At 60.7% G+C, this 19,166-nt stretch carries 18 protein-coding genes; 13 read left to right on the plus strand and 5 right to left on the minus strand.

What is annotated here, in order from left to right:
* Positions 1-5 precede the first annotated feature (5 nt).
* The 3 genes from yidD to rpmH all read right to left on the minus strand — a co-directional run bounded on the left by yidD (position 6) and on the right by rpmH (position 1,052).
* On the minus strand, positions 6-311 hold the full coding sequence (gene yidD, locus AWB75_RS00855) for a membrane protein insertion efficiency factor YidD (protein WP_061122426.1): 306 nt from the start codon (positions 309-311) through the stop codon (positions 6-8).
* 62 nt (positions 312-373) lie between these two features.
* Positions 374-850 carry a ribonuclease P protein component gene (rnpA, locus tag AWB75_RS00860; protein WP_061122188.1) on the minus strand — a complete coding sequence of 159 codons (477 nt, stop codon included), beginning with the start codon at positions 848-850 and terminating at the stop codon, positions 374-376.
* Positions 851-917: 67 nt separating this feature from the next.
* Positions 918-1,052: a 50S ribosomal protein L34 gene (rpmH, locus tag AWB75_RS00865; protein ID WP_004198824.1), complete on the minus strand. Its 135-nt coding sequence runs from the start codon at positions 1,050-1,052 to the stop codon at positions 918-920.
* Between the two features lie 406 nt (positions 1,053-1,458).
* Between rpmH and dnaA the strand changes: the two genes are divergently transcribed.
* From dnaA to AWB75_RS00885, 4 genes are all read left to right on the plus strand, one after another.
* Entirely contained in the window at positions 1,459-3,036 is a 1,578-nt protein-coding gene (gene dnaA, locus AWB75_RS00870; protein ID WP_061122189.1) for a chromosomal replication initiator protein DnaA, read from the plus strand.
* Positions 3,037-3,314: 278 nt separating this feature from the next.
* Complete coding sequence (gene dnaN, locus AWB75_RS00875) at positions 3,315-4,418, plus strand: DNA polymerase III subunit beta (RefSeq protein ID WP_061122190.1); 1,104 nt, start codon at positions 3,315-3,317, stop codon at positions 4,416-4,418.
* 135 nt (positions 4,419-4,553) lie between these two features.
* A complete protein-coding gene (gene gyrB, locus AWB75_RS00880; protein ID WP_061122427.1) occupies positions 4,554-7,037 on the plus strand; it encodes a DNA topoisomerase (ATP-hydrolyzing) subunit B in 2,484 nt (827 codons plus the stop codon).
* A gap of 85 nt (positions 7,038-7,122) precedes the next feature.
* Positions 7,123-8,013, plus strand: a complete 891-nt coding sequence (locus AWB75_RS00885; protein WP_061122191.1) for a phosphorothioated DNA-binding restriction endonuclease — start codon at positions 7,123-7,125, stop codon at positions 8,011-8,013.
* On the opposite strand, the gene AWB75_RS00890 is transcribed toward AWB75_RS00885, so the two are convergent.
* A complete protein-coding gene (locus AWB75_RS00890; RefSeq protein ID WP_061122192.1) occupies positions 8,010-8,870 on the minus strand; it encodes an AraC family transcriptional regulator in 861 nt (286 codons plus the stop codon). The genes AWB75_RS00885 and AWB75_RS00890 overlap by 4 nt on opposite strands.
* A gap of 144 nt (positions 8,871-9,014) precedes the next feature.
* Between AWB75_RS00890 and AWB75_RS00895 the strand changes: the two genes are divergently transcribed.
* Together AWB75_RS00895 and dbpA are read left to right on the plus strand one after the other, a co-directional pair.
* Positions 9,015-9,209, plus strand: coding sequence for a hypothetical protein (locus AWB75_RS00895; protein ID WP_061122428.1), 195 nt, complete (start codon positions 9,015-9,017; stop codon positions 9,207-9,209).
* A 4-nt stretch (positions 9,210-9,213) separates the two neighbouring features.
* Positions 9,214-10,596: an ATP-dependent RNA helicase DbpA gene (gene dbpA, locus AWB75_RS00900; RefSeq protein ID WP_061122193.1), complete on the plus strand. Its 1,383-nt coding sequence runs from the start codon at positions 9,214-9,216 to the stop codon at positions 10,594-10,596.
* A 3-nt stretch (positions 10,597-10,599) separates the two neighbouring features.
* Here the strand turns inward: dbpA and AWB75_RS00905 are convergent, their stop codons facing one another.
* Positions 10,600-11,982, minus strand: a complete 1,383-nt coding sequence (locus AWB75_RS00905; RefSeq protein WP_061122429.1) for an MFS transporter — start codon at positions 11,980-11,982, stop codon at positions 10,600-10,602.
* A gap of 196 nt (positions 11,983-12,178) precedes the next feature.
* Between AWB75_RS00905 and AWB75_RS00910 the strand changes: the two genes are divergently transcribed.
* From AWB75_RS00910 to AWB75_RS36865, 7 genes are all read left to right on the plus strand, one after another.
* A complete protein-coding gene (locus tag AWB75_RS00910; protein WP_061122430.1) occupies positions 12,179-12,565 on the plus strand; it encodes a DUF488 domain-containing protein in 387 nt (128 codons plus the stop codon).
* 275 nt (positions 12,566-12,840) lie between these two features.
* Entirely contained in the window at positions 12,841-14,205 is a 1,365-nt protein-coding gene (locus tag AWB75_RS00915) for a tyrosine-type recombinase/integrase (RefSeq protein ID WP_061122194.1), read from the plus strand.
* Between the two features lie 354 nt (positions 14,206-14,559).
* Entirely contained in the window at positions 14,560-14,751 is a 192-nt protein-coding gene (locus AWB75_RS00920) for a hypothetical protein (protein ID WP_087086439.1), read from the plus strand.
* Positions 14,748-15,119 carry a hypothetical protein gene (locus AWB75_RS00925; RefSeq protein WP_061122196.1) on the plus strand — a complete coding sequence of 124 codons (372 nt, stop codon included), beginning with the start codon at positions 14,748-14,750 and terminating at the stop codon, positions 15,117-15,119. Before AWB75_RS00920 ends, AWB75_RS00925 begins: the two co-directional genes overlap by 4 nt.
* A 29-nt stretch (positions 15,120-15,148) precedes the next feature.
* Complete coding sequence (locus tag AWB75_RS00930) at positions 15,149-16,216, plus strand: plasmid recombination protein (protein WP_159462761.1); 1,068 nt, start codon at positions 15,149-15,151, stop codon at positions 16,214-16,216.
* Between the two features lie 1,196 nt (positions 16,217-17,412).
* Positions 17,413-18,339, plus strand: coding sequence for a hypothetical protein (locus tag AWB75_RS00935; RefSeq protein WP_143746388.1), 927 nt, complete (start codon positions 17,413-17,415; stop codon positions 18,337-18,339).
* Positions 18,340-18,563: 224 nt separating this feature from the next.
* Positions 18,564-19,139 (plus strand): hypothetical protein, encoded by a 576-nt coding sequence (locus tag AWB75_RS36865; protein WP_143746389.1) that lies wholly within the window; start codon positions 18,564-18,566, stop codon positions 19,137-19,139.
* The last annotated feature ends 27 nt before the right edge of the window (positions 19,140-19,166 follow it).

Here is a 19,166-nt window from a genome sequence, read left to right on the forward strand (position 1 = left end):
TTGTCTCAGTGTCGATCGGAAAGCGCTTCAGCGCCGTTTAGTGTTGAAAGCTTGTCTTGCCCGGAGGCTTCGGCGTCCGTGCGCGATTCGTGCGCGTTGGGAGGCGGCACGAGATCGACGCCGCCCGCCGAAAAAGGATGGCAGCGGCAGAGCCGCTTCACGGCGAGATACGTGCCATGCGCGGCGCCATGATACTGGATTGCCTCGCGCGCGTAGTCGGAACAGGAAGGATAAAAGCGGCACCGATTGCCGAGCAGGGGGCTCACAGCAAGCTTGTAGAAGCGCAACAACGCGATGAGTGCCGTTTGCATAAGCTTCGCGCCGCGCGCTGGAATCGCCATTGATGGAAGGCAAATCCGGCGCAATCCGCGCTTCATGACCCTGACGGGCCGGGTGTTTCGTCGACGGCGGGCGCATGAGGCGGCGCCGCCACGGATTCGGCCGCACGGCGCGCAGCTTCGCGCACGGCACGGTCGAGCAATGTTTCCAGTTCGCTGCTGATCAACGCCCGAAGCGGCGGCGAGCTCGCGCTCGGCATTGCCTTGCGGTCGATCTTCGCATGCAGCCGAACGAGAATGTCGAATCCGTTCAACTGCGCGCGGCGCAACCGGAACGCCTCGCGCGCAAGCCGTTTGACCAGGTTGCGCGTGACGGCGCGCGGCGCCTGCTTCTTGCCGATCACCAGCCCGAGCCGCGCTTCCTTTCCGGACGGCTTGCCGTACAGAACGAAGTGCGGCGAACGGCGCCAGGGGCGCAAACGAAAAACGGATGAGAACTCATCCGTTTTCAGCAGCCTTGCGGCCTTGGGGAACGCAGCCTGCGCCGGCAACTGAACGATGTCCTGTTTCAAGACTTCTGTGCGGCGCGTGAGCGGCTCGCTGACATATGAATCCGACCGCGAGCTGCCATCGGCAGACTTAGATTGCCAGGCGCTTGCGGCCCTTCGCGCGGCGAGCGTTGATGACCTTGCGGCCGCCAGCGGTCTTCATGCGAACGCGGAAACCGTGGGTGCGCTTGCGGCGCGTGACGGAAGGCTGGTAAGTACGTTTCATGGTGCTCTCACTTGAGTGTTGATTGACCGCGCGGGCTAGGCTCCAGTGGGGTCACTGCAAGCGCGATGTCCGGAGGTTCAGGAATTCTGTTTTCGCGGAACCCGCTATTTAAACCGTTTTCCTATAGACCGTCAATAGTTTAGCGCCTGCGAACACGGATTCAGGCACAAATCCGGCACGTCCGGCGCGTTGATTTGACCCTGTGGATAACTCGCGCGATGCCCTCGTTTGGCGTTAGAATCTCGCCTTACTCCCAAATATCCGCCCGCTGCTTCGGCCCGCCGTCCGCCCGCAAACCCTTGCGGCGTAAGCCTCCGAAGCATGCCTGCTCGGCTGTGCCGGGACTTGCCGAACGTTCGGCAAGCACGGCCCCGCAGGTGCGGAGCAACCATAACGACCGCATTCGATGAACGATTTCTGGGAACACTGTTCCGCACTGCTCGCGCGTGAACTCACGCCGCAGCAGTACGTCACGTGGATCAAGCCGCTGACCCCGGTCGACTTCGATGCCGACGCGAACACCCTGCGCATCGCCGCTCCCAACCGCTTCAAGCTCGACTGGGTGAAAAGCCAGTTCTCGGGCCGTATCGCCGATGTCGCGCGCGACTTTTTCAGCGCGCCCATCGACGTGCAATTCGTCCTCGATCCGAAAGCCACCGCGCGCAACGCGATCGGCGGTGGACCCGCCGCCGCCCCGCGCCCGAGCGCACCCGTTGCGCCGCGCGCGCCCGCGCCTTCGGCGGCCACGCCGCAGCCGCCGACCGTCGTCGCGCACGCGAACGCCACCGCGCACATCAACGCGCTCGCAGCCGAAGCGGCTCAACAGGCCGCGCAAGCCACGCAAGAAGATCAGGCCGATCTCGACCTCCCGAGCCTCGACGCCAACGAAGCCGCCGCGGGCCGGCGCACGTGGCGTCCGGGCGGCGCTCCGTCGGCGGGCGGTGAAACCGATTCCGCCTACGAGCGTTCGAAACTGAACCCGGTGCTGACCTTCGACAACTTCGTCACCGGCAAGGCGAACCAGCTCGCTCGCGCGGCCGCGATCCAGGTCGCGGACAATCCGGGCATTTCGTACAACCCGCTCTTTCTGTATGGCGGCGTGGGCCTCGGCAAGACACACTTGATTCACGCGATCGGCAATCAGCTGCTGATGGACAAGGCTGGCGCGCGCATTCGCTACATCCACGCGGAGCAGTACGTGTCCGATGTCGTGAAGGCGTATCAGCGCAAGGCATTCGACGACTTCAAGCGCTACTACCATTCGCTCGATCTGCTGCTCATCGATGATATTCAGTTCTTCTCCGGCAAGTCGCGCACGCAGGAAGAGTTCTTCTATGCGTTCGAGGCGCTCGTCGCGAACAAGGCGCAGGTCATCATCACCAGCGATACGTACCCGAAGGAAATCTCCGGCATCGACGATCGTCTGATCTCGCGCTTCGATTCCGGCCTGACGGTCGCGATCGAGCCGCCCGAGCTGGAAATGCGCGTCGCGATTCTCATGCGCAAGGCGCTTTCCGAAGGCGTGAGCCTTTCCGAAGACGTGGCGTTCTTCGTGGCGAAGCATCTGCGCTCGAACGTGCGCGAGCTCGAAGGCGCGCTGCGCAAGATCCTCGCGTACTCGAAGTTTCATGGCCGCGACATCACCATCGAGCTGACCAAGGAAGCGCTGAAGGATCTGCTGACGGTGCAGAACCGCCAGATCTCCGTCGAGAACATTCAAAAGACGGTGGCGGACTTCTACAACATCAAGGTCGCCGACATGTATTCGAAAAAAAGGCCGGCTAATATTGCGCGCCCGCGCCAGATCGCGATGTATCTGGCCAAGGAGCTGACGCAAAAGAGCCTGCCCGAGATCGGCGAGCTCTTCGGCGGACGCGATCACACGACCGTGCTGCACGCGGTGCGCAAGATCGGTGCGGAGCGCGGCAACGACGCGCAACTGAACCACGAACTGCACGTGCTCGAGCAGACGCTGAAGGGCTGATTTAAGGGCTGACAATCGAGCGGTGCGGCGTGAAGAACGCACACCTCATTTATTGCGCGCGATAGGCTGTTTTTTGACGAAAACGCCCCCATTTTCAGGGAGCGGTTCCGTTTTGAGGCACAATATAGGTTTAGCCGTCCAAGGCCTGGGCGGCTTTCGAGCGCAAAGCTTTCGCGAGTGACCGGCGGGGGGCCGGCAACGCGTGTTACGAGGTTGTCCGTCGGGCAATTCTGGTGGCGAAACCGGCAGACAGGCCGTCACATCAACGAAGGAACTCTATGCAACTGGTCAAGACCGAACGAGATAATCTTCTAAGGCCGCTGCAAACCGTGAGCGGTATCGTAGAACGCCGCCACACGTTGCCGATCCTCGCAAATCTGCTCATTACCAAGAACGGCGCCGACGTGTCGTTCCTCTCGACCGACCTCGAACTCCAGATCACGACCCGCGCCGATTTCGGCGTCGGCAGCGACCAGGTCGCCACCACGGTCGCCGCGCGCAAGCTGCTGGACATTCTCCGCGCAATGCCTTCGGGCGAAGTCGTGCTCGACCTCTCCGACAAGCGCCTCACCGTGCGTTCCGGCAAGAGCCGTTTCGCGCTGCAGACGCTCGCAGCGGACGAATTTCCCACGGTCAACCAGGCTACTGACTTCGGCGCGAGCCTTTCGGTTCCGCAGAAAACGTTCCGCCAGCTGCTCGGCATGGTGTATTTCGCCATGGCGCAGCAGGACATCCGCTATTACCTGAACGGCATGCTGCTCGTGGTGGACGGCGACCAGCTGATGGCGGTCGCGACCGACGGCCACCGTCTCGCGTTCTCGTCGATGAAAATCGAAGGTTCGTTCGCGCGTCAGGAAGTCATCATCCCGCGCAAGACGATTCTGGAGCTTCAGCGCCTGCTGGAAGATATCGACGACGAACTGAAGATCGATATCGCAGCGACGCAGGTGAAGTTCACCTTCGGTCAGGTCGAACTGGTGTCGAAGCTCGTCGAAGGCAAGTTCCCCGACTTCCAGCGCGTCATTCCGAAGTCGCACAAGAACACGTTCGAGATCGGCCGCGAGGAGCTGCAGCGCTCGCTGCAGCGCGCGGCCATTCTGACGTCCGACAAGTTCAAGGGCGTGCGCTGCCTCGTCGAGCCGGGCCAGCTCAAGATCATGTCCACGAACGCGGACCAGGAAGAGGCGCAGGAAGAACTCGAGATCGCGTATCAGGGCGATTCCGTCGATATCGGATTCAACGTCACGTATCTGCTCGACGTGCTCGCGAACCTGAAGGTCGAGACGCTCAATGTGAGTCTCGGCGACGCCAATTCCAGCGCACTCATCACGATTCCCGAGAACGAGGAATTCAAATACGTGGTGATGCCGATGCGCATTTAAGGCGCGCGAAACCGAAAACACTCCAAGGGGCGGCTCGCCCCTTTGGTGTTTTTAAGGTGTTTTGAAAAGTTCGAGCAGTAATCGAAGCGTTATCGAAGTAGTGTCGAAGCAGTGACGCAGAACCGGAAAAATTCCATGACTGAAAACACAAATTCGCAACCCGACAACAAGCCTGACAACAGCTACGGCGCCTCGTCCATCCAGATCCTCGAAGGTCTGGAGGCCGTGCGCAAGCGGCCGGGCATGTATATCGGCGACACGTCGGATGGCACCGGTCTGCATCACCTCGTTTTCGAAGTGCTGGACAACTCCATCGACGAAGCGCTCGCGGGTTATTGCGACGACATTCACGTCGTCATTCACGCGGACAATTCGATTTCCGTCACCGACAACGGCCGCGGCGTGCCGACCGGCCTGAAGCGCGACGACAAGCACGATCCGAAGCGCAGCGCCGCCGAAATCGTCATGACCGAGCTGCACGCGGGCGGCAAGTTCGACCAGAACAGCTACAAGGTGTCGGGCGGTCTGCACGGCGTGGGCGTATCGTGCGTGAACGCGCTGTCCGAATGGCTGCGCCTCACGGTGCGCCGCGACGGCAAGAAGCACTTCATGGAATTCGCGCGCGGCGTCGTGCAGAACCGTGAGATCGTCGAAGAAAACGGCGTGCAGTATTCGCCGATGCCCGTCGTCGGCGACACGGAAAACCGCGGCACCGAAGTGCACTTCCTGGCGGATGCGACGATCTTCGGCAATGTCGAATTCCATTACGACATACTCGCGAAGCGCATGCGCGAGCTTTCGTTCCTGAACAACGGCGTGCGTATCCGTTTGACGGATCAGCGCACCGGCAAGGAAGACGATTTCGCGTTCGCGGGGGGCGTGAAGGGCTTCGTCGAGTACATCAACAAGGCGAAGCAGGTGCTGCATCCGAACGTGTTCCACGCGGTCGGCGAGCGCGAGAACGTGACCGTCGAAGTGGCGATGCAGTGGAACGACAGCTTCAACGAAAGCGTGCTGTGCTTCACGAACAACATTCCGCAGCGCGACGGCGGCACGCACTTGACCGGCCTGCGCGCGGCGATGACGCGCGTCATCAACAAGTACATCGTCGATAACGAGATCGCTAAAAAGGCGAAGGTCGAGACGACCGGCGACGACATGCGCGAGGGTTTGTCGTGCGTGCTGTCGGTGAAGGTGCCGGAGCCGAAGTTCAGTTCGCAGACGAAGGACAAGCTGGTGTCGTCGGAAGTGCGCGCGCCGGTCGAGGAGGTCGTCGCGAAGGCGCTCGAAGAATATCTGCAGGAAACGCCGAGCGACGCGAAGATCATCACGGGCAAGATCGTCGATGCGGCGCGCGCGCGCGATGCCGCGCGTAAGGCGCGGGAGATGACGCGGCGCAAGGGCGTGCTCGACGGCATCGGCTTGCCGGGCAAGCTCGCGGATTGCCAGGAGAAGGACCCGGCGAAGTCGGAGATTTATATCGTCGAGGGCGATTCGGCGGGCGGTTCAGCGAAGCAAGGGCGTGATCGCAAGTTCCAGGCTATTTTGCCGTTGCGCGGCAAGGTGCTGAACGTCGAGAAGGCGCGCTTCGACAAGCTGATTTCTTCGGAGCAGATCGTCACGCTGGTGACGGCGCTCGGATGCGGCATCGGCAAGGACGACTACAACCTCGACAAGCTGCGCTATCACCGCATCATCATCATGACCGATGCGGACGTCGACGGCGCGCACATTCGCACGCTGCTGCTGACGTTCTTCTATCGGCAGATGCCGGAGATCGTCGAGCGCGGGTTTATCTATATCGCGCAGCCGCCGCTCTACAAGATCAAGGCGGGCAAGGACGAACGGTATATGAAGGATGCGCACGAGCTCAATCAGCATATGTTGAAGCTCGCGCTGCAAGGGTCGGAACTGATCCCGAGTGAGGGCGCCGATCCTATTTCCGGCGATGCTCTGGGCGAGTTGGCGCGTGCTTACTTGCTGGCGCAGGCGGTGGTTGACCGGTTGAGCCGTATTTACGACGCAGCCGCGTTGGAATCGGTGATGGATGGCGTCGTCATCGACCTTTCGTCGCAGGAAGCGGCCGAGGCTTCGGCGAAGCGGCTCGAAGAACGGTTGCGTGCCGATCCGCTGAAGCCCGAAGTTTCGGTTGAGGCGGCCTACGACCAGGTGCGTGAACTGCGGTCGCTGCATATCAAGCGTCGCCATCATGGCAACGTGAAGGTTTCCGTGCTGGACGAAGACCTTCAACTCACCGCGGATTACAAGCAGCTCGTTTCGACGGCGGATACGTTCAAGGGGTTGATCGGTGAAGGCGCGCTGATCAAACGCGGCGAGCGTTCGATGGCCGTGAACGACTTCAAGAATGCGATGAAGTGGCTGATCGCGGATGCCGAGCGGAATGTTTCGAAGCAGCGATATAAAGGCTTGGGCGAGATGAATCCCGAGCAGCTCTGGGAAACGACGATGGATCCGAATGTGCGGCGTTTGCTGCGCGTGCAGATCGAGGACGCGATCGCGGCGGATGGCATCTTTACCACGCTCATGGGCGATGATGTCGAGCCGCGCAGGGCGTTTATCGAGAGTAATGCGTTGCGGGCGGGGAATATCGACGTTTGATCTTCAGGCAAGATCAATGAAGCCGTAATCGCCGCGTATCGAACCGGCGATTACGGCGCGTCGAGAACAACGAGAAGCCGCAGTAATGGACGCCGCAACATCCGCCGAGATTCTCCATCGCTTTGAAAAGCTGAACGTCTGGCGACGCGGCGATCAGCGCGCACCTCATAAACCGTTGCTCGTGCTTCTCGCACTCGGTTTGTTCCTGCGGAATATCCGAATCGTTCCGTTCGCCGAATATGGCGACACGTTGAGCGACCTGCTGCGCGAGTTCGGCCCGCAACGTCAAACGTACTACCCCGAGCTTCCTTTCCTGCACCTTCGCAGCGACCGCGTCTGGCAAGTCGCCATTCACGGTGAACTCGTTCTTCGATTCAACCTGTCGAAAAAGCAACTACGCGAACTGAACGCGACGGGACGATTCACCGACGACGTCCAGCGTCTCTTCGACGAAGATCCGCGCACTATTGCAACGGTCGCGCGCCTGCTCCTCGACCGGAATTTTCCCGAAAGCGTCCACCGCGACATACTCGACGCAACGGGACTTTCACTCGATATATCGACGCCTGCCGCGCAAAGGCGCGATCCGTTGTTCCGCGGCGCAGTGCTGACCGCCTATGAATATCGCTGTGCGTTGTGCAATCTCGACGTGCGCATCGGCAACATGTCGGTCGGACTCGAAGCCGCGCATATCAAATGGCATCAGGCACACGGCCCGGATGTCGTCGCGAACGGCATCGCGCTGTGCTGCATGCATCACAAGCTTTTCGATCTCGGCGCATTCACACTCGGCGACGGACGCCGGGTTCTGGTGTCGGATGCAGCGTACGGGTCCACGCGGCAGTTCGAAGAAATCCTGTTGCGGCATCACGGCCATCAGTTGAATGCGCCGGTTCACGCGGAAGATCATCCGTCGGGCGATTTCATCGATTGGCATCGCGCGCAGGTGTTCAAGGGACGCGCGAGGCCGGTCTAGGCGACGGCCTTAACCGGCAGCCAAATCTCCGTCACCAGGTCCGCTGGCGCCGTCTCCCTCGGATCGCTGACATAAACCTCGAACACCGGCGCCTCACCCGTTTCGCGCCCCGACTTCGGCAGCCATTCGCCATACAGCCACTGATACGCGAAGCAAAGCTGCGCATATGGCCCGACATGCGTGAGCACCGCAAACTCCCCGCCCGCGACCTCCACGCGCGACACCGGCGCTTCGAACTTCACGTCAGCGGGAGAAAACAACTCGCAGCAAGCCATCGACCTCAAATCGGCTTCGGCGACGGCGGAAGGATCATCGAAATAAATCCCGAGCGAGCGAGCACGCGAATCGACCAGCCCGCGCACCGCGAGCCAGTGAAACAGCATCTCGAACGCCCGCCCGATATTCATATACGAGCCGCGATGCTCCATCGCCGCGACGGTGAAGCCACGCTGAGTGCGAATATCAACCTGATGCATCGCCGTATCTCCTGATCGAAGTTCATCGAAAGAATCGAATATCGCAGCGCCGCCAGCGCTACGAAACTGCCCGGGCGCCATCCGGTAACTCGCCTGAAACGCCCGCGAAAACGCCTGCACGCTGCCATATCCGGCCCGCTCGCCAATCGAATCGATGGGCGCCGCGCCATGCACGAGTTCATTCGCCGCCCGATGCAGCCGCAGTCTGCGCACGGTCGCCGCCGCCGTCTCGCCGTAAAACGCGTGATAAATCCGATGCCAGTGATACGGCGACAAACAAGCCACTTCCGCGAGGCGATTGAGATCGAGCGCGTCGTCGAGATGGTCGTGGATATACGCGATCACGCGCGCGAGCCGCGTCTCATAGGGCTTTTCAGTCATCGCCGGCTCCCAGGGATCGTCGCAAGCAAAATAGCACGACCCCCTTTAGCATTTCTTGCGGACTTCGCGACACGCGCATTGACCGCTTCGACGCGCGACACGCGTACACTTTCGCCTTTGAACGAATCTCCACGCGAATCCATCATGTTTACCTGTCGAAACCAGTCCTGCGGCGCGGAATGGCAACCTTCGGACGTCGTCATCAAGAACGAGGGCCAGGGCCTGCTATTCCGCTGTCCGATGTGCGGCGCGCGCAATTATGTCGAGCGCCATCGAGCCGACGATGGCACGGCCACGTACGAGCAGATCGTCGAAATTCCGCCGCGCGGAACACGCTGAAATCATGACCACCGACACTTCATTCAGCAGCCTGCCGCTCTCGCCCGCGATGCAGTCGAACCTGCAGCAACTCGGCTATCTGTCGATGACGCCGATCCAGGCCGCGAGCCTGCCGCCGGCGCTCGCGGGCCACGATCTCATCGCGCAGGCGAAGACCGGCAGCGGCAAGACGGCGGCGTTCACGCTGCCGCTGCTATCGAAACTCGATGCAGGCCGGTTCGCCGTGCAGGCACTCGTGCTCTGCCCGACCCGCGAACTCGCCGATCAGGTCACGCAGGAAATCCGCCGCCTCGCGCGCGCGGAAGAGAACGTGAAAGTGCTGACGCTGTGCGGCGGCACGCCGATGCGTCCGCAGATCGCGAGTCTCGAACACGGCGCGCATATCGTCGTCGGCACGCCGGGCCGCATCATGGATCACCTGCAGCGCGAAACGCTCTCGCTCGACGCCATACGCACGCTCGTTCTCGACGAAGCGGACCGCATGCTCGACATGGGTTTCTTCGATGACATCGCTTCCGTCGCGCGCCAGTGTCCGAAAGATCGTCAGACCTTGCTGTTCTCGGCGACGTATCCGGAAGGCATCGCGAAACTGAGCCAGCAATTCCTGCGCAACCCGCGCGAGATCAAGCTCACCGAACAGCACAGCAACGCCAAGATCAAGCAGCGCTTCTATCAGGTCGAAGACCATGAGCGGCTGCATGCGGTCGGCCTGTTGCTGGATCACTATCGGCCGGTGAGCACGCTTGCGTTCTGCAACACGAAGCAGCAATGCCGCGATCTGCTCGACGTGCTGCGCGCGCAAGGCTTCGAAGCGCTGACCTTGCACGGCGAGCTGGAGCAACGCGAGCGCGATCAGGTGCTCGTGCAGTTCGCCAATCGCAGTTGCTCGGTGCTCGTCGCCACCGATGTCGCCGCGCGCGGTCTCGACATCGCGCAACTGGAAGCGGTGATCAACGTCGATGTGACGCCCGATCCGGAAGTGCACGTGCATCGCATCGGCCGGACGGGGCGCGCGGGCGAGGAGGGTTGGGCGCTGTCGCTCGCGAGCATGGACGAGATGGGGCGCGTCGGCGCGATCGAAGAAGCGCAGCGCAAGGAAGTGGAATGGCATCCGCTCGACGAGCTGACATCGGCGGAACCGGGTCATCTGAAGCCGCCGATGGCGACGTTGCAAATCCTCGGCGGCCGCAAGGACAAGATCCGTCCCGGCGACGTGCTCGGCGCGCTCACCGGCGAAGCGGGCTTCGACGGCAAGCAGATCGGCAAGATCAACGTGATGGACATGGTCACGTACGTGGCCGTCGAACGAACCAGCGCCGATGACGCCGTACGCAAGCTGAGCGCGGGAAAGCTGAAGGGCCGCAAGGTGAAAGTGCGGCGCATGTGAGCGTCAGGCTTTTTGCGAAGGCTCCGCCGCAATGTTGTCCGAGGCCGCCTTCGATGGCTTGCGCGTGATGAGCCGCAAGCCGCTCGCGACGCTGCCCGCACCCGCGAATGCTGCACCGAGCGACAGCGCGAGCGCGGGCCCGTGCTTGCCGGCGACGCTGAAACACAGCGCGACGAGCGCCGCGCCCGTCGCTTGCCCGATCAGGCGCGAAGTCGCGATCGTGCCGCTCGCGCCGCCGCTGCGTTCGCGCGGCGCGCTCGACATGAACGCCTTCAGGTTCGGCGACTGAAAGAAGCCGAAGCCCGCGCCGCAAATCGCCATGCGGATGCAGATTTCCAGCGCGTGCGGCTCTGCCGGCAGCATGGCGAGCGACACCATTCCCACACACAGAATCGCGAGTCCGACGCCGCCCAGCAAACCGGGCGCGTGCCGATCGGACAGGCGTCCCGCGAGCGGCGCCATCAGCGCGACGAGCGCGGACCACGGCGTCATCAGAAATCCGGTCTCGACCTGACTGCGGCCCAGCACGCTCTCAAAGAAAAACGGCAGCGACACGAACGCGAGACCCTGCGCGGCGAACGAGCAGATGGCGGTCATCGTCGAGAGCGCGAACATCGGGCGGCGAAAGAGATCGACGGGGAGCATCGGCGCGGGATGGCCGCGTTCGCGTCGCAACAGCAGAATGCCGGCGACGAGCGCGAGGCCGAACGCGGCGAGCACGATCCGCGCGGGCGCGCGCTGGGCCGCTTCGCCGAGCGCGAAGATCAGCGACGCAAACGTGACGACGTTCAGCAATGCCGCGACGCGATCGAAGCCGTGTTCGGCGCGTTTGGTCTGCGGCAGCGACGGCCACGCGATTATCAGCGCGAACACGCCGACGGGCAGGTTGACCGCGAAGAGCCACGGCCACGTGCCGAGCGAGAGCACGATCGACGCGACCGTCGGCCCGACAGCGAACGCAATGCCGACGACGAGCGCGTTCAGCCCGACGCCGCGCCCGAGCCGATGCGGCGGAAAGATCGCGCTGATGAGCGCCGCGTTGACACTCATGATCGCGGCAGCGCCGATGCCTTGCAGCAACCGGGCGGCGACGAGCGTCGGCAGCGACCACGAGAACGCGCACACGGCGGACGCCACGAGGAACACGATGAGCCCGGCGAGATACACGCGCCGATGACCGAGAATGCCGCCGAGCGCGGCGAAGGGCAGCAGCGTCGCGACCATCGCGAGCTGATACGCGTTGATGATCCAGACGGAGGCGGCGGGCGTCGTGTGAAGATCGGCGGCGATCGCGGGCAGCGCGGTGTTGGCGATGGCGGTGTCGAGCGTCGCGAGCGAGACAGAGAGCAGGATCGCGGCCATGCCGCGGCGCTCGAGCGGGGTCATCGGCGCGTCGGGATTGCGGGCGGAGGTTTCGAGGCGTTCTTCGGTGGGCACGGCGGCGGTTCGGATGTAAGCGGAAGGAGAATAATCCGAAACGATACGGGAAGATCGCTCGGCCCGCTGAGCGTGCGCGCGGGAGCTTTCAAAGCGATGTCAGCGGGTATGCTTTGACGGGCGTATTTGGCAAAGGAGACCAATGATGACGATACGAATCGTGCGGCTCGGGTCGCCGCGTGCGGAAGGCGAGGGATTGCGCATCGGCACGGTGCGTCGGCCGCCCCGCGGGGTGCCGAAGGCTGAGTTCGCGAAGCGCGATTTTTATGACGTGTGGTATCCGGTGCTGTCGCCGACACAGGAGCTGGTGACGGAAGCGCTTCACGCCGAGAGCGACAAGGAATGGCGCGCGTTCGTGAAGAAGTTCAAGGCGGAAATGGCGGAATCGGATGCGAGCAAGACGCTGGATTTATTGGCGGCGTTGTCGCATAGCGCTAACTTTTCGGTGGGGTGTTATTGCGAGAATGAAGCGCGATGTCATCGGTCGGTGTTGCGGGAGTTGTTGTTGGTGCGGGGGGCTGATGTCATTTGACGCGGAAACGAAAAAGGGCTGCGCGTTGCGCAGCCCTTCGAATCTGGTGGTGGGGCGTGAGTGACTCGAACACTCGACCTACGGATTAAGAGTCCGTGCAAGTTGCCATTTCTCGGTGTTGACGCGAGAGTATGTAACCGATGAAATCGGCTCCAGCCAAGGCATGCCGGGACAGTTGCACGGATTTTCCGATTGACTTCCGTTGATCGTTTTTCCGATAATCCGGTTACATGGCGGTTACATAGAATTGTGTAACCCGGATTTCAGGGGCGGCGATGGCAAAGGTCAACTTCACGGCGGCGCGGGTCAACGGGCATAGCTGCCCCGCTGGCAAGTCGCAATCATTCATTTGGGATAACGGCGCGTCTGGCTTGGGGCTGCGCGCAACGGCTGCGGGAGGACTGTCTTACATTTTCCAAGGCAAGCTGTCGGGCGATACCGTGCGCGTCACGATTGGAGCGCCGAAGGATTGGAAAATTGACGACGCCCGCGACGAAGCGCGCCGCCTGCAACGACTGATTGACGCCGGCAAAGACCCGAGAGAGGAAGCCGCCGAACAGCGCGCCGCCCGAGAAGCTAGGAAAGCGGAAGCGCGCCGCCAAGATGCTACGTTTGGAGAAGCGTGGGAAGTCTATCTTGAGGCCCGAAAGGCGCGCTGGAGCGAGCGCCACTATCGGGACCATGTGCAGCACGCCGACGAAGGCGGAAAGGAAAGGCGGCGCGGCAATGGTCTCACGCAGGCCGGTCCGCTCGCCCCGTTGCGCCCCCTGAAGCTGTCTGAGCTTACTGGCGAACGTATCGCGCAATGGCTCGATTCGCAAACCGCCGAGCGTCCGACCATGGCCGCACTTTCCTACCGGTTGCTGCGCGCGTTCATCCGGTGGGCATCCGACACTCCCGCATACCGTGGCGTTATTCCGGCTGACGCCTACAAGGCACGCAGCGTGAAGGATGCCGTGCCACGAGTTGGCGCGAAGGTTGGTGATTGTCTGCAACGGGAGCAATTGCCCGTATGGTTCGCTGCCGTGCGCAAGATACAAAACCCGGTCATCTCGACTTACCTGCAAGCGCTTTTGCTAACAGGTGCGCGCCGCGAGGAGATGGCCGCGCTCACATGGGACGATGTCGATTTCCAGTGGCGCAGCCTTTCCATAGCCGACAAGGTTGAACAAGATTCGGGGCGCGCAATTCCTTTAACGCCTTATCTCGCTTCCCTGCTGTTGGAATTGAAACGGCTAAACGACACGCCGCCAAACGTCCACGAACTGGCGCGAATGGAGGCACGCGGAGAGAAATGGAAGCGCCCGCCATGGGTGTTCGCCAGTAAGGCTGCTGCTGACGGCAAGATAGCCGAGCCGCGTATCGCGCATGCAAAGGCGCTAGACGCTGCCGGACTGCCGCACGTGAGCTTGCATGGACTTCGCCGCTCGTTCGGAACGCTCTCGGAGTGGTGCGAAGTGCCGGTTGGCGTCGTGGCGCAAATCCAAGGTCATAAGCCGAGCGCCATTGCCGAAAAGCACTACCGCCGCCGCCCGCTGGATTTGCTGCGCATGTGGCATGACAAGATTGAGGCGTGGATGCTGACACAGGCCGGCATTGAACTAGAGCTGTTGCAAGTGCCCAAGCTACGCGCGGTTTGAAAGGGTGTCTTCTTGAGGCAACTGGGAGCGGCGGGGCGACGCTGGATTCGCCGCGCCACATTGACGCTTGCACCACGACAGGCCGCGACGTTGCGAGGCTTTGCTTTTAATTCTGCATTCGCCTATATTCGCTTCCGTCTGTCCAGCATGAAGCAGACGAAGCAACGCCCACGACTAGGTTAGCGGCCGGTCGCGGGCGTTTTCTTAGGTGAACCCTAATACATCAACAGTATCATCGCCATACTAAGGGAGCCACGATTCGTCGTCAACCCTCAGTAGGCGAAAGGATGAAACTTGAACAAGAGCATCGAACATCATTCGCTCGCCGACCTTCGCGCAGACGTACGCGCTGCGCTGGAGGCCCGCGGCATTCAGGCGGTATGTGCAACTAATGTGGCAGCCGTGGCGCTTGACCGGCAACCACAGACCTTGCGCAAATGGGCGTGCCTTGAGAATGGGCCAATCCGACCAATCCGCATCAATGGGCGGCTTGCTTGGCGAGTGGCGGACATCAAGCGCCTGCTCGGTGAGGAGGAAGGCCAATGAAAAAACCCGACCGCCGCCAAGCTGAATCGGGTTCTTTGGACGCCATCTATCCTATGCTCGATTATAACGGCGAACATGAACAGCTAGAACTCCTGCCGCTTCCCCCATTCGCGCCGACGTGGCCGCGCCCGGGTACTTTGCCAGCGCTGGTGCTCGACCGTCTGCTCACTGGTGAAAGGTTGACGCAACCCCTCTTCGGCACTTCCTATTGGCGATTAGCGGCGTACGTTCAAACCCTTGAGGACTTAGGATGGTCCATCAACTGCGACTGGGTGCATGAGGCTGGCTACGCCCGTCCGATAAAGCGGTATTGGCTGCCGCCACGGGTGCTAATGGCGGCGCGCACGACGCGGGAGGGCTTGCAATGATTGGAGTCCAATTCGTCGGAGTCAAAAGCTTGTCCAAGCCCGGAATGGTCCGAACGGCGGCACGGCACAATCTCCGAGAGATACAAGCCGAGCTTGGCGCGACTAGCCATATCGACTCTAATCGGACGCACCTTAATGAGGTGTTGTTTGGTCCGTATGACGCAGACGGCGTCTCCGCATTAGCCAAGAGTCTAATGAGCGCGGCTGGCATTTCTAAGCTACGCAAAGACGCGGTACGAGCTGTAGAGTTGGTGGTCGGCCTGCCGCCAGCTTCCGGCATCGATACGGAAGCGTTCTTCGCTGACGCGTTAGCCTGGGCGCGCAACTTCTTCGACGTCCCGGTGTTGTCTGCGGTCGTGCATGTCGATGAAGACGCTCCGCATATCCATGTCCTATTGCTACCGCTAGTTGCCGGGCGAATGGTCGGTAGTGCGGTCATGGGCAATCGGAGCCGCCTACAGGCCATGCACGCGGATTTTCACGCCAAAGTCGGAAGCAGGTATGGACTGGCCCGCGCTAACCCTGCGAAGAGGCTAACCGGTGACATACGGCGAAAGGCGGCACGGACCGCGCTTGAATGCATCGTTGATGCGCCACAGCGTATGCGTGAGCCGAACGTGATGCATGCATTACTCGACGTGGTTGCAGCGAAGCCGGAACAAGTCTTAGCGGCGCTTGGGCTGTCGGTTCCTGTTGGCTCGGATGAAAAGCGAACCAAGGAATGGATTCGAATTTGGACGAAACCGCAAAAGTGTGAGTCGAGAACAAAGCCTATAGGGGTCGTCTCGCCTTTCGCTATAGAAGTCGATTGCGCCAATGCTGCGGAGGTTAATTCCGTCGAGGATGGCGATGCGAACTCCTATCCTGTGTATAGAGGTTCATCCCCAACGCCGCCTGAGGCAGTGACCTACTCTCGTGAGACGGACGAGCGCGAGTCATCGCAATGGGACGAGTCACGCGGCGAGTTTCGGGAGGTGCCACGCTCCAACAATGGCGAGGCTCGCCGCGAAGTGCGACGCCTTCTGTCTGCATCTCGGGAGGAACGAGAGGACTCGTGCGAGCCGCTTGAACAGGAAGAGCCAGAAGAGGTAGCGTAAGGATGCACAAAGGCCCGTATCGCGGAAACGCTTTGCGGGCCTTCGGTTTCCACGAGTTTCCACGGTGTCGCAAACAGTTTTCGCACCAATACGCCGCGCGCCGCAATTGCCTTCGTTGGTCGCAGGGCGAGAAAGCTAATCAGGCCCGTTTTCCGAGTCCAAAAAAGGGCGCGTCTTCCCGGAGGGTAGCAGTGGTGATGCGCTACCGTGCTGGTTTCCACGCTAGTTGCCACGCCAAACAGCATTTGGCGTACCGCAATTACTCGACGTTCCGACGCGTTTCTAAACCAGAGGCAAGTAGCAAGACGGTCTCACGGTAATTTGCGGCTAAACAGCAGGCGATACACGTTATCCGAATCGCAAAAAAAACGGCCAGCGTCTTCGAGGTGTTCTCATTCTCGTTTCTGTAGGCTGTTAGCTCATGCTTTCCCTAGGCATCGCGCTAATCGAGCGACGTGCACCGGACGGTGCCGAGAATCCAATTAAGAGGCTTGGCTTGGAACGATTACTAAGACAAGGCCATCCTTGATTTTCTTGATAGTTTGCCTAGGTTTGTAATCAAGGTGCCATTGGAAAATGACCGGCTCGCAACGAATCGTTGGCGCGATGGCCTACCATGAACCTTTGGCAGCCGTACCAAATCCGTTCGCGCTTGCGGGAGGGCTATCGTGGACCTGATAAGACTGTCTCTGGTCTGTGTGCCTCTCGGTGGAATGCTCTCCCCAACAGCCGTCTTCGCAGAAGGCCCGCCGAACGATTCATTGCAGCAAACTGGAGCCTTAGCTGTACGCCCAGCCCCGGCCGTACTTCTAGCTCAAGCCGTAGCTCCACGCCCACCCCCGGCCCCAGCCCCAGTCCAAGCCCCACTTCCGAGCGGACCGGCAGCCCCGGCCCCAACCATAGACTTTGCGCCCGCCACGGCCCCGGCCCCCGCAGCAACAGTAGGCGTTTTGGCAGCACCTGTGACAGTCTGGTGTGTTGGACCGCGAACTCGTTGCCCGCTGCCCGCCGGCACTCCTAGAGGCAAAAAGTGCTGGTGCGCTGGAACAAGCGACTGAGAAAGGGAGGGCATCGCAAGGATGCTCCGAGCGGCTCTTCCTTTGCGGTCCGCGTCCGATACACGTTAAACAGTGAAAGCGTCACCTGTCCGAACCGTGCGCCCGACACAAGGGATGGCTGATTGACCGAGAAGAACGATGCCAGTTTTTAGACCGTTAATGCAGGCACTTGCGCTTTGCATTGGCCTTTGCAGCCTACCGCTCGCGCAGTGCGAGACCGCGACAAAGCCAACGAGCCTGGCGAACCTCTTCGAGATGGGACGATTAGATGAGGCCGACGCTAAGGACGTGGCGAGCACGCCGGTCACCGCGCGCCCGTTTGCGCTGGGCCAGATGGACGTCGCTATAAAGACTCTTAACGAATGCTACGGTCGGTCATTTACGAGACTGGGCCAGTCAACGGCGGATATTGACACGCTCAGGCAGGTATCCGAATTTTGTTACCGCGAGTCTATCTACGCGTACACACGTACCGAATGGGAGGTGCGGAGGGGGGCCTATGAGCAGGCACAGACGCAGAGTGATGAGATTCTCCGACTTGTTGTAGGGATGACGTGGGGCGGTATCATCTTGGCGGGTCTGCAGCTCGCTTTTGTTTTTGCGCTCTCGTGGCGTGAGCGAAAGCTGCTCACGGATGCGACGGAGCTAACTGCAGAAACGAGCAGAGAATCAAGCAAGCTGTATTTCAAGTCGTCAGTGGCTGGCCTTATGATTCTTGTAATCACCTTCGCGTTTTTCTATCTTTACATTATCGACGTCTATCCCGTCACGGACCAATCATCTCGAACAGACTCGGGTTCAAGCGAGGCCAGGGAAGGCCGCGTGTATCCCGCTGCGACTCCGGCTAACTACGAGATGGGCCGGTTAGATGAGGCCGATGCTTCGTCGGGCGTATCGGAGCCTATGGGCAAACTTGATTCCCCAAGCGCGTCAGCAGCATCTTCGTCAGGTGCACTGCTGGTCCCGTCGAAAAAGAAAAAGGCGGTGCAACAAGGATTACATCGTTCCGAGCGCTACAGGCAGGTCACCCAAAAAGGTGGCCGATGCGTGCACGCTAAAAATTAGAAATTCAACTATGCGATGCTCTCCGGGTTTCTGGTTTCCGCGTTGCTTGCCATAGAAAGAACGGTATCCGCTCCATGGCCCGATTCTCTAAATTAGAGCGAAATAGCAAAGGCGGGGTTAGCCGTCTCACAGGTATCAGCGGCTTAACAGGCAATCGACAACGTTTCTTGAGTCCCAAAAAAGCGCCCCCCGTATGCTGCGTCTCGACATAGGCGACAAGCCCTATGAACGCTTCCAAAGGCGTTTTGTGGCTATTGCGACGTATCGCCAGCGTGGGATGCTCAAGCTGTGCCTCGTCGAGAAAGCCGAGGGACGCGCTTTCAATGGCGCGGCTGGTTAAACACGCCGATGACGAAGCGGTATGTTGTCGTGGCGGAGAAAACGCGCAAGCCCCTCTTTTCGACGGTTTGGGCCGCCCAAGCGGTACTATGTTCGCCGCTGCCAAAAGCGAACGGGGGAATGAAATCGTGGACAGTAGGTACAGGCGCGGTGAACTGGTTGTTGAGGTTGGTGTAAAACTCATTATTGGTATTACTGGGACTGCTTTGGTCTTTTGGCTGGTTGAGGGAAATTTCTGGCTGAAGTTTTTTCTAAGCAGCGCGATGGCAGTGGGCGTGAATCTGTCGATTGAGACGACTGCCTTGCGCCGTGAGGTGCAAGGCTTGCGGGAAATGTTCGCAATTTCTGACAGGCAAGTGATTCACCTATCCCAACACGTTGAGCGTTTCAGCGAAAAGGAAAGCGACTGGGACGAAGTAGGGGAACTGAGAAGCAGAATAGAGGACCTTGAAGGCGCGTAGCCGACGAGCGGGATGAAGCCTTAGACA

It is taken from the genome of Caballeronia catudaia (assembly GCF_001544755.2).
Lineage (GTDB): Bacteria > Pseudomonadota > Gammaproteobacteria > Burkholderiales > Burkholderiaceae > Caballeronia > Caballeronia catudaia.

What these genes read in the sequence shown, in the direction of transcription:
- dnaN (WP_061122190.1), top strand. Translation starts at nt 3,315, where the DNA reads ATGCAACTGGTCAAGACCGAACGAGATAATCTTCTAAGGCCGCTGCAA.
- AWB75_RS00935 (WP_143746388.1), top strand. Translation starts at nt 17,413, where the DNA reads ATGCCAGTTTTTAGACCGTTAATGCAGGCACTTGCGCTTTGCATTGGC.
- AWB75_RS00915 (WP_061122194.1), top strand. Translation starts at nt 12,841, where the DNA reads ATGGCAAAGGTCAACTTCACGGCGGCGCGGGTCAACGGGCATAGCTGC.
- AWB75_RS00910 (WP_061122430.1), top strand. Translation starts at nt 12,179, where the DNA reads ATGACGATACGAATCGTGCGGCTCGGGTCGCCGCGTGCGGAAGGCGAG.
- AWB75_RS36865 (WP_143746389.1), top strand. Translation starts at nt 18,564, where the DNA reads ATGAACGCTTCCAAAGGCGTTTTGTGGCTATTGCGACGTATCGCCAGC.
- dnaA (WP_061122189.1), top strand. Translation starts at nt 1,459, where the DNA reads ATGAACGATTTCTGGGAACACTGTTCCGCACTGCTCGCGCGTGAACTC.
- AWB75_RS00925 (WP_061122196.1), top strand. Translation starts at nt 14,748, where the DNA reads ATGAAAAAACCCGACCGCCGCCAAGCTGAATCGGGTTCTTTGGACGCC.
- AWB75_RS00890 (WP_061122192.1), bottom strand. Translation starts at nt 8,870, where the DNA reads ATGACTGAAAAGCCCTATGAGACGCGGCTCGCGCGCGTGATCGCGTAT.
- AWB75_RS00885 (WP_061122191.1), top strand. Translation starts at nt 7,123, where the DNA reads ATGGACGCCGCAACATCCGCCGAGATTCTCCATCGCTTTGAAAAGCTG.
- AWB75_RS00905 (WP_061122429.1), bottom strand. Translation starts at nt 11,982, where the DNA reads ATGACCCCGCTCGAGCGCCGCGGCATGGCCGCGATCCTGCTCTCTGTC.
- AWB75_RS00895 (WP_061122428.1), top strand. Translation starts at nt 9,015, where the DNA reads ATGTTTACCTGTCGAAACCAGTCCTGCGGCGCGGAATGGCAACCTTCG.
- dbpA (WP_061122193.1), top strand. Translation starts at nt 9,214, where the DNA reads ATGACCACCGACACTTCATTCAGCAGCCTGCCGCTCTCGCCCGCGATG.
- rpmH (WP_004198824.1), bottom strand. Translation starts at nt 1,052, where the DNA reads ATGAAACGTACTTACCAGCCTTCCGTCACGCGCCGCAAGCGCACCCAC.
- yidD (WP_061122426.1), bottom strand. Translation starts at nt 311, where the DNA reads ATGCAAACGGCACTCATCGCGTTGTTGCGCTTCTACAAGCTTGCTGTG.
- gyrB (WP_061122427.1), top strand. Translation starts at nt 4,554, where the DNA reads ATGACTGAAAACACAAATTCGCAACCCGACAACAAGCCTGACAACAGC.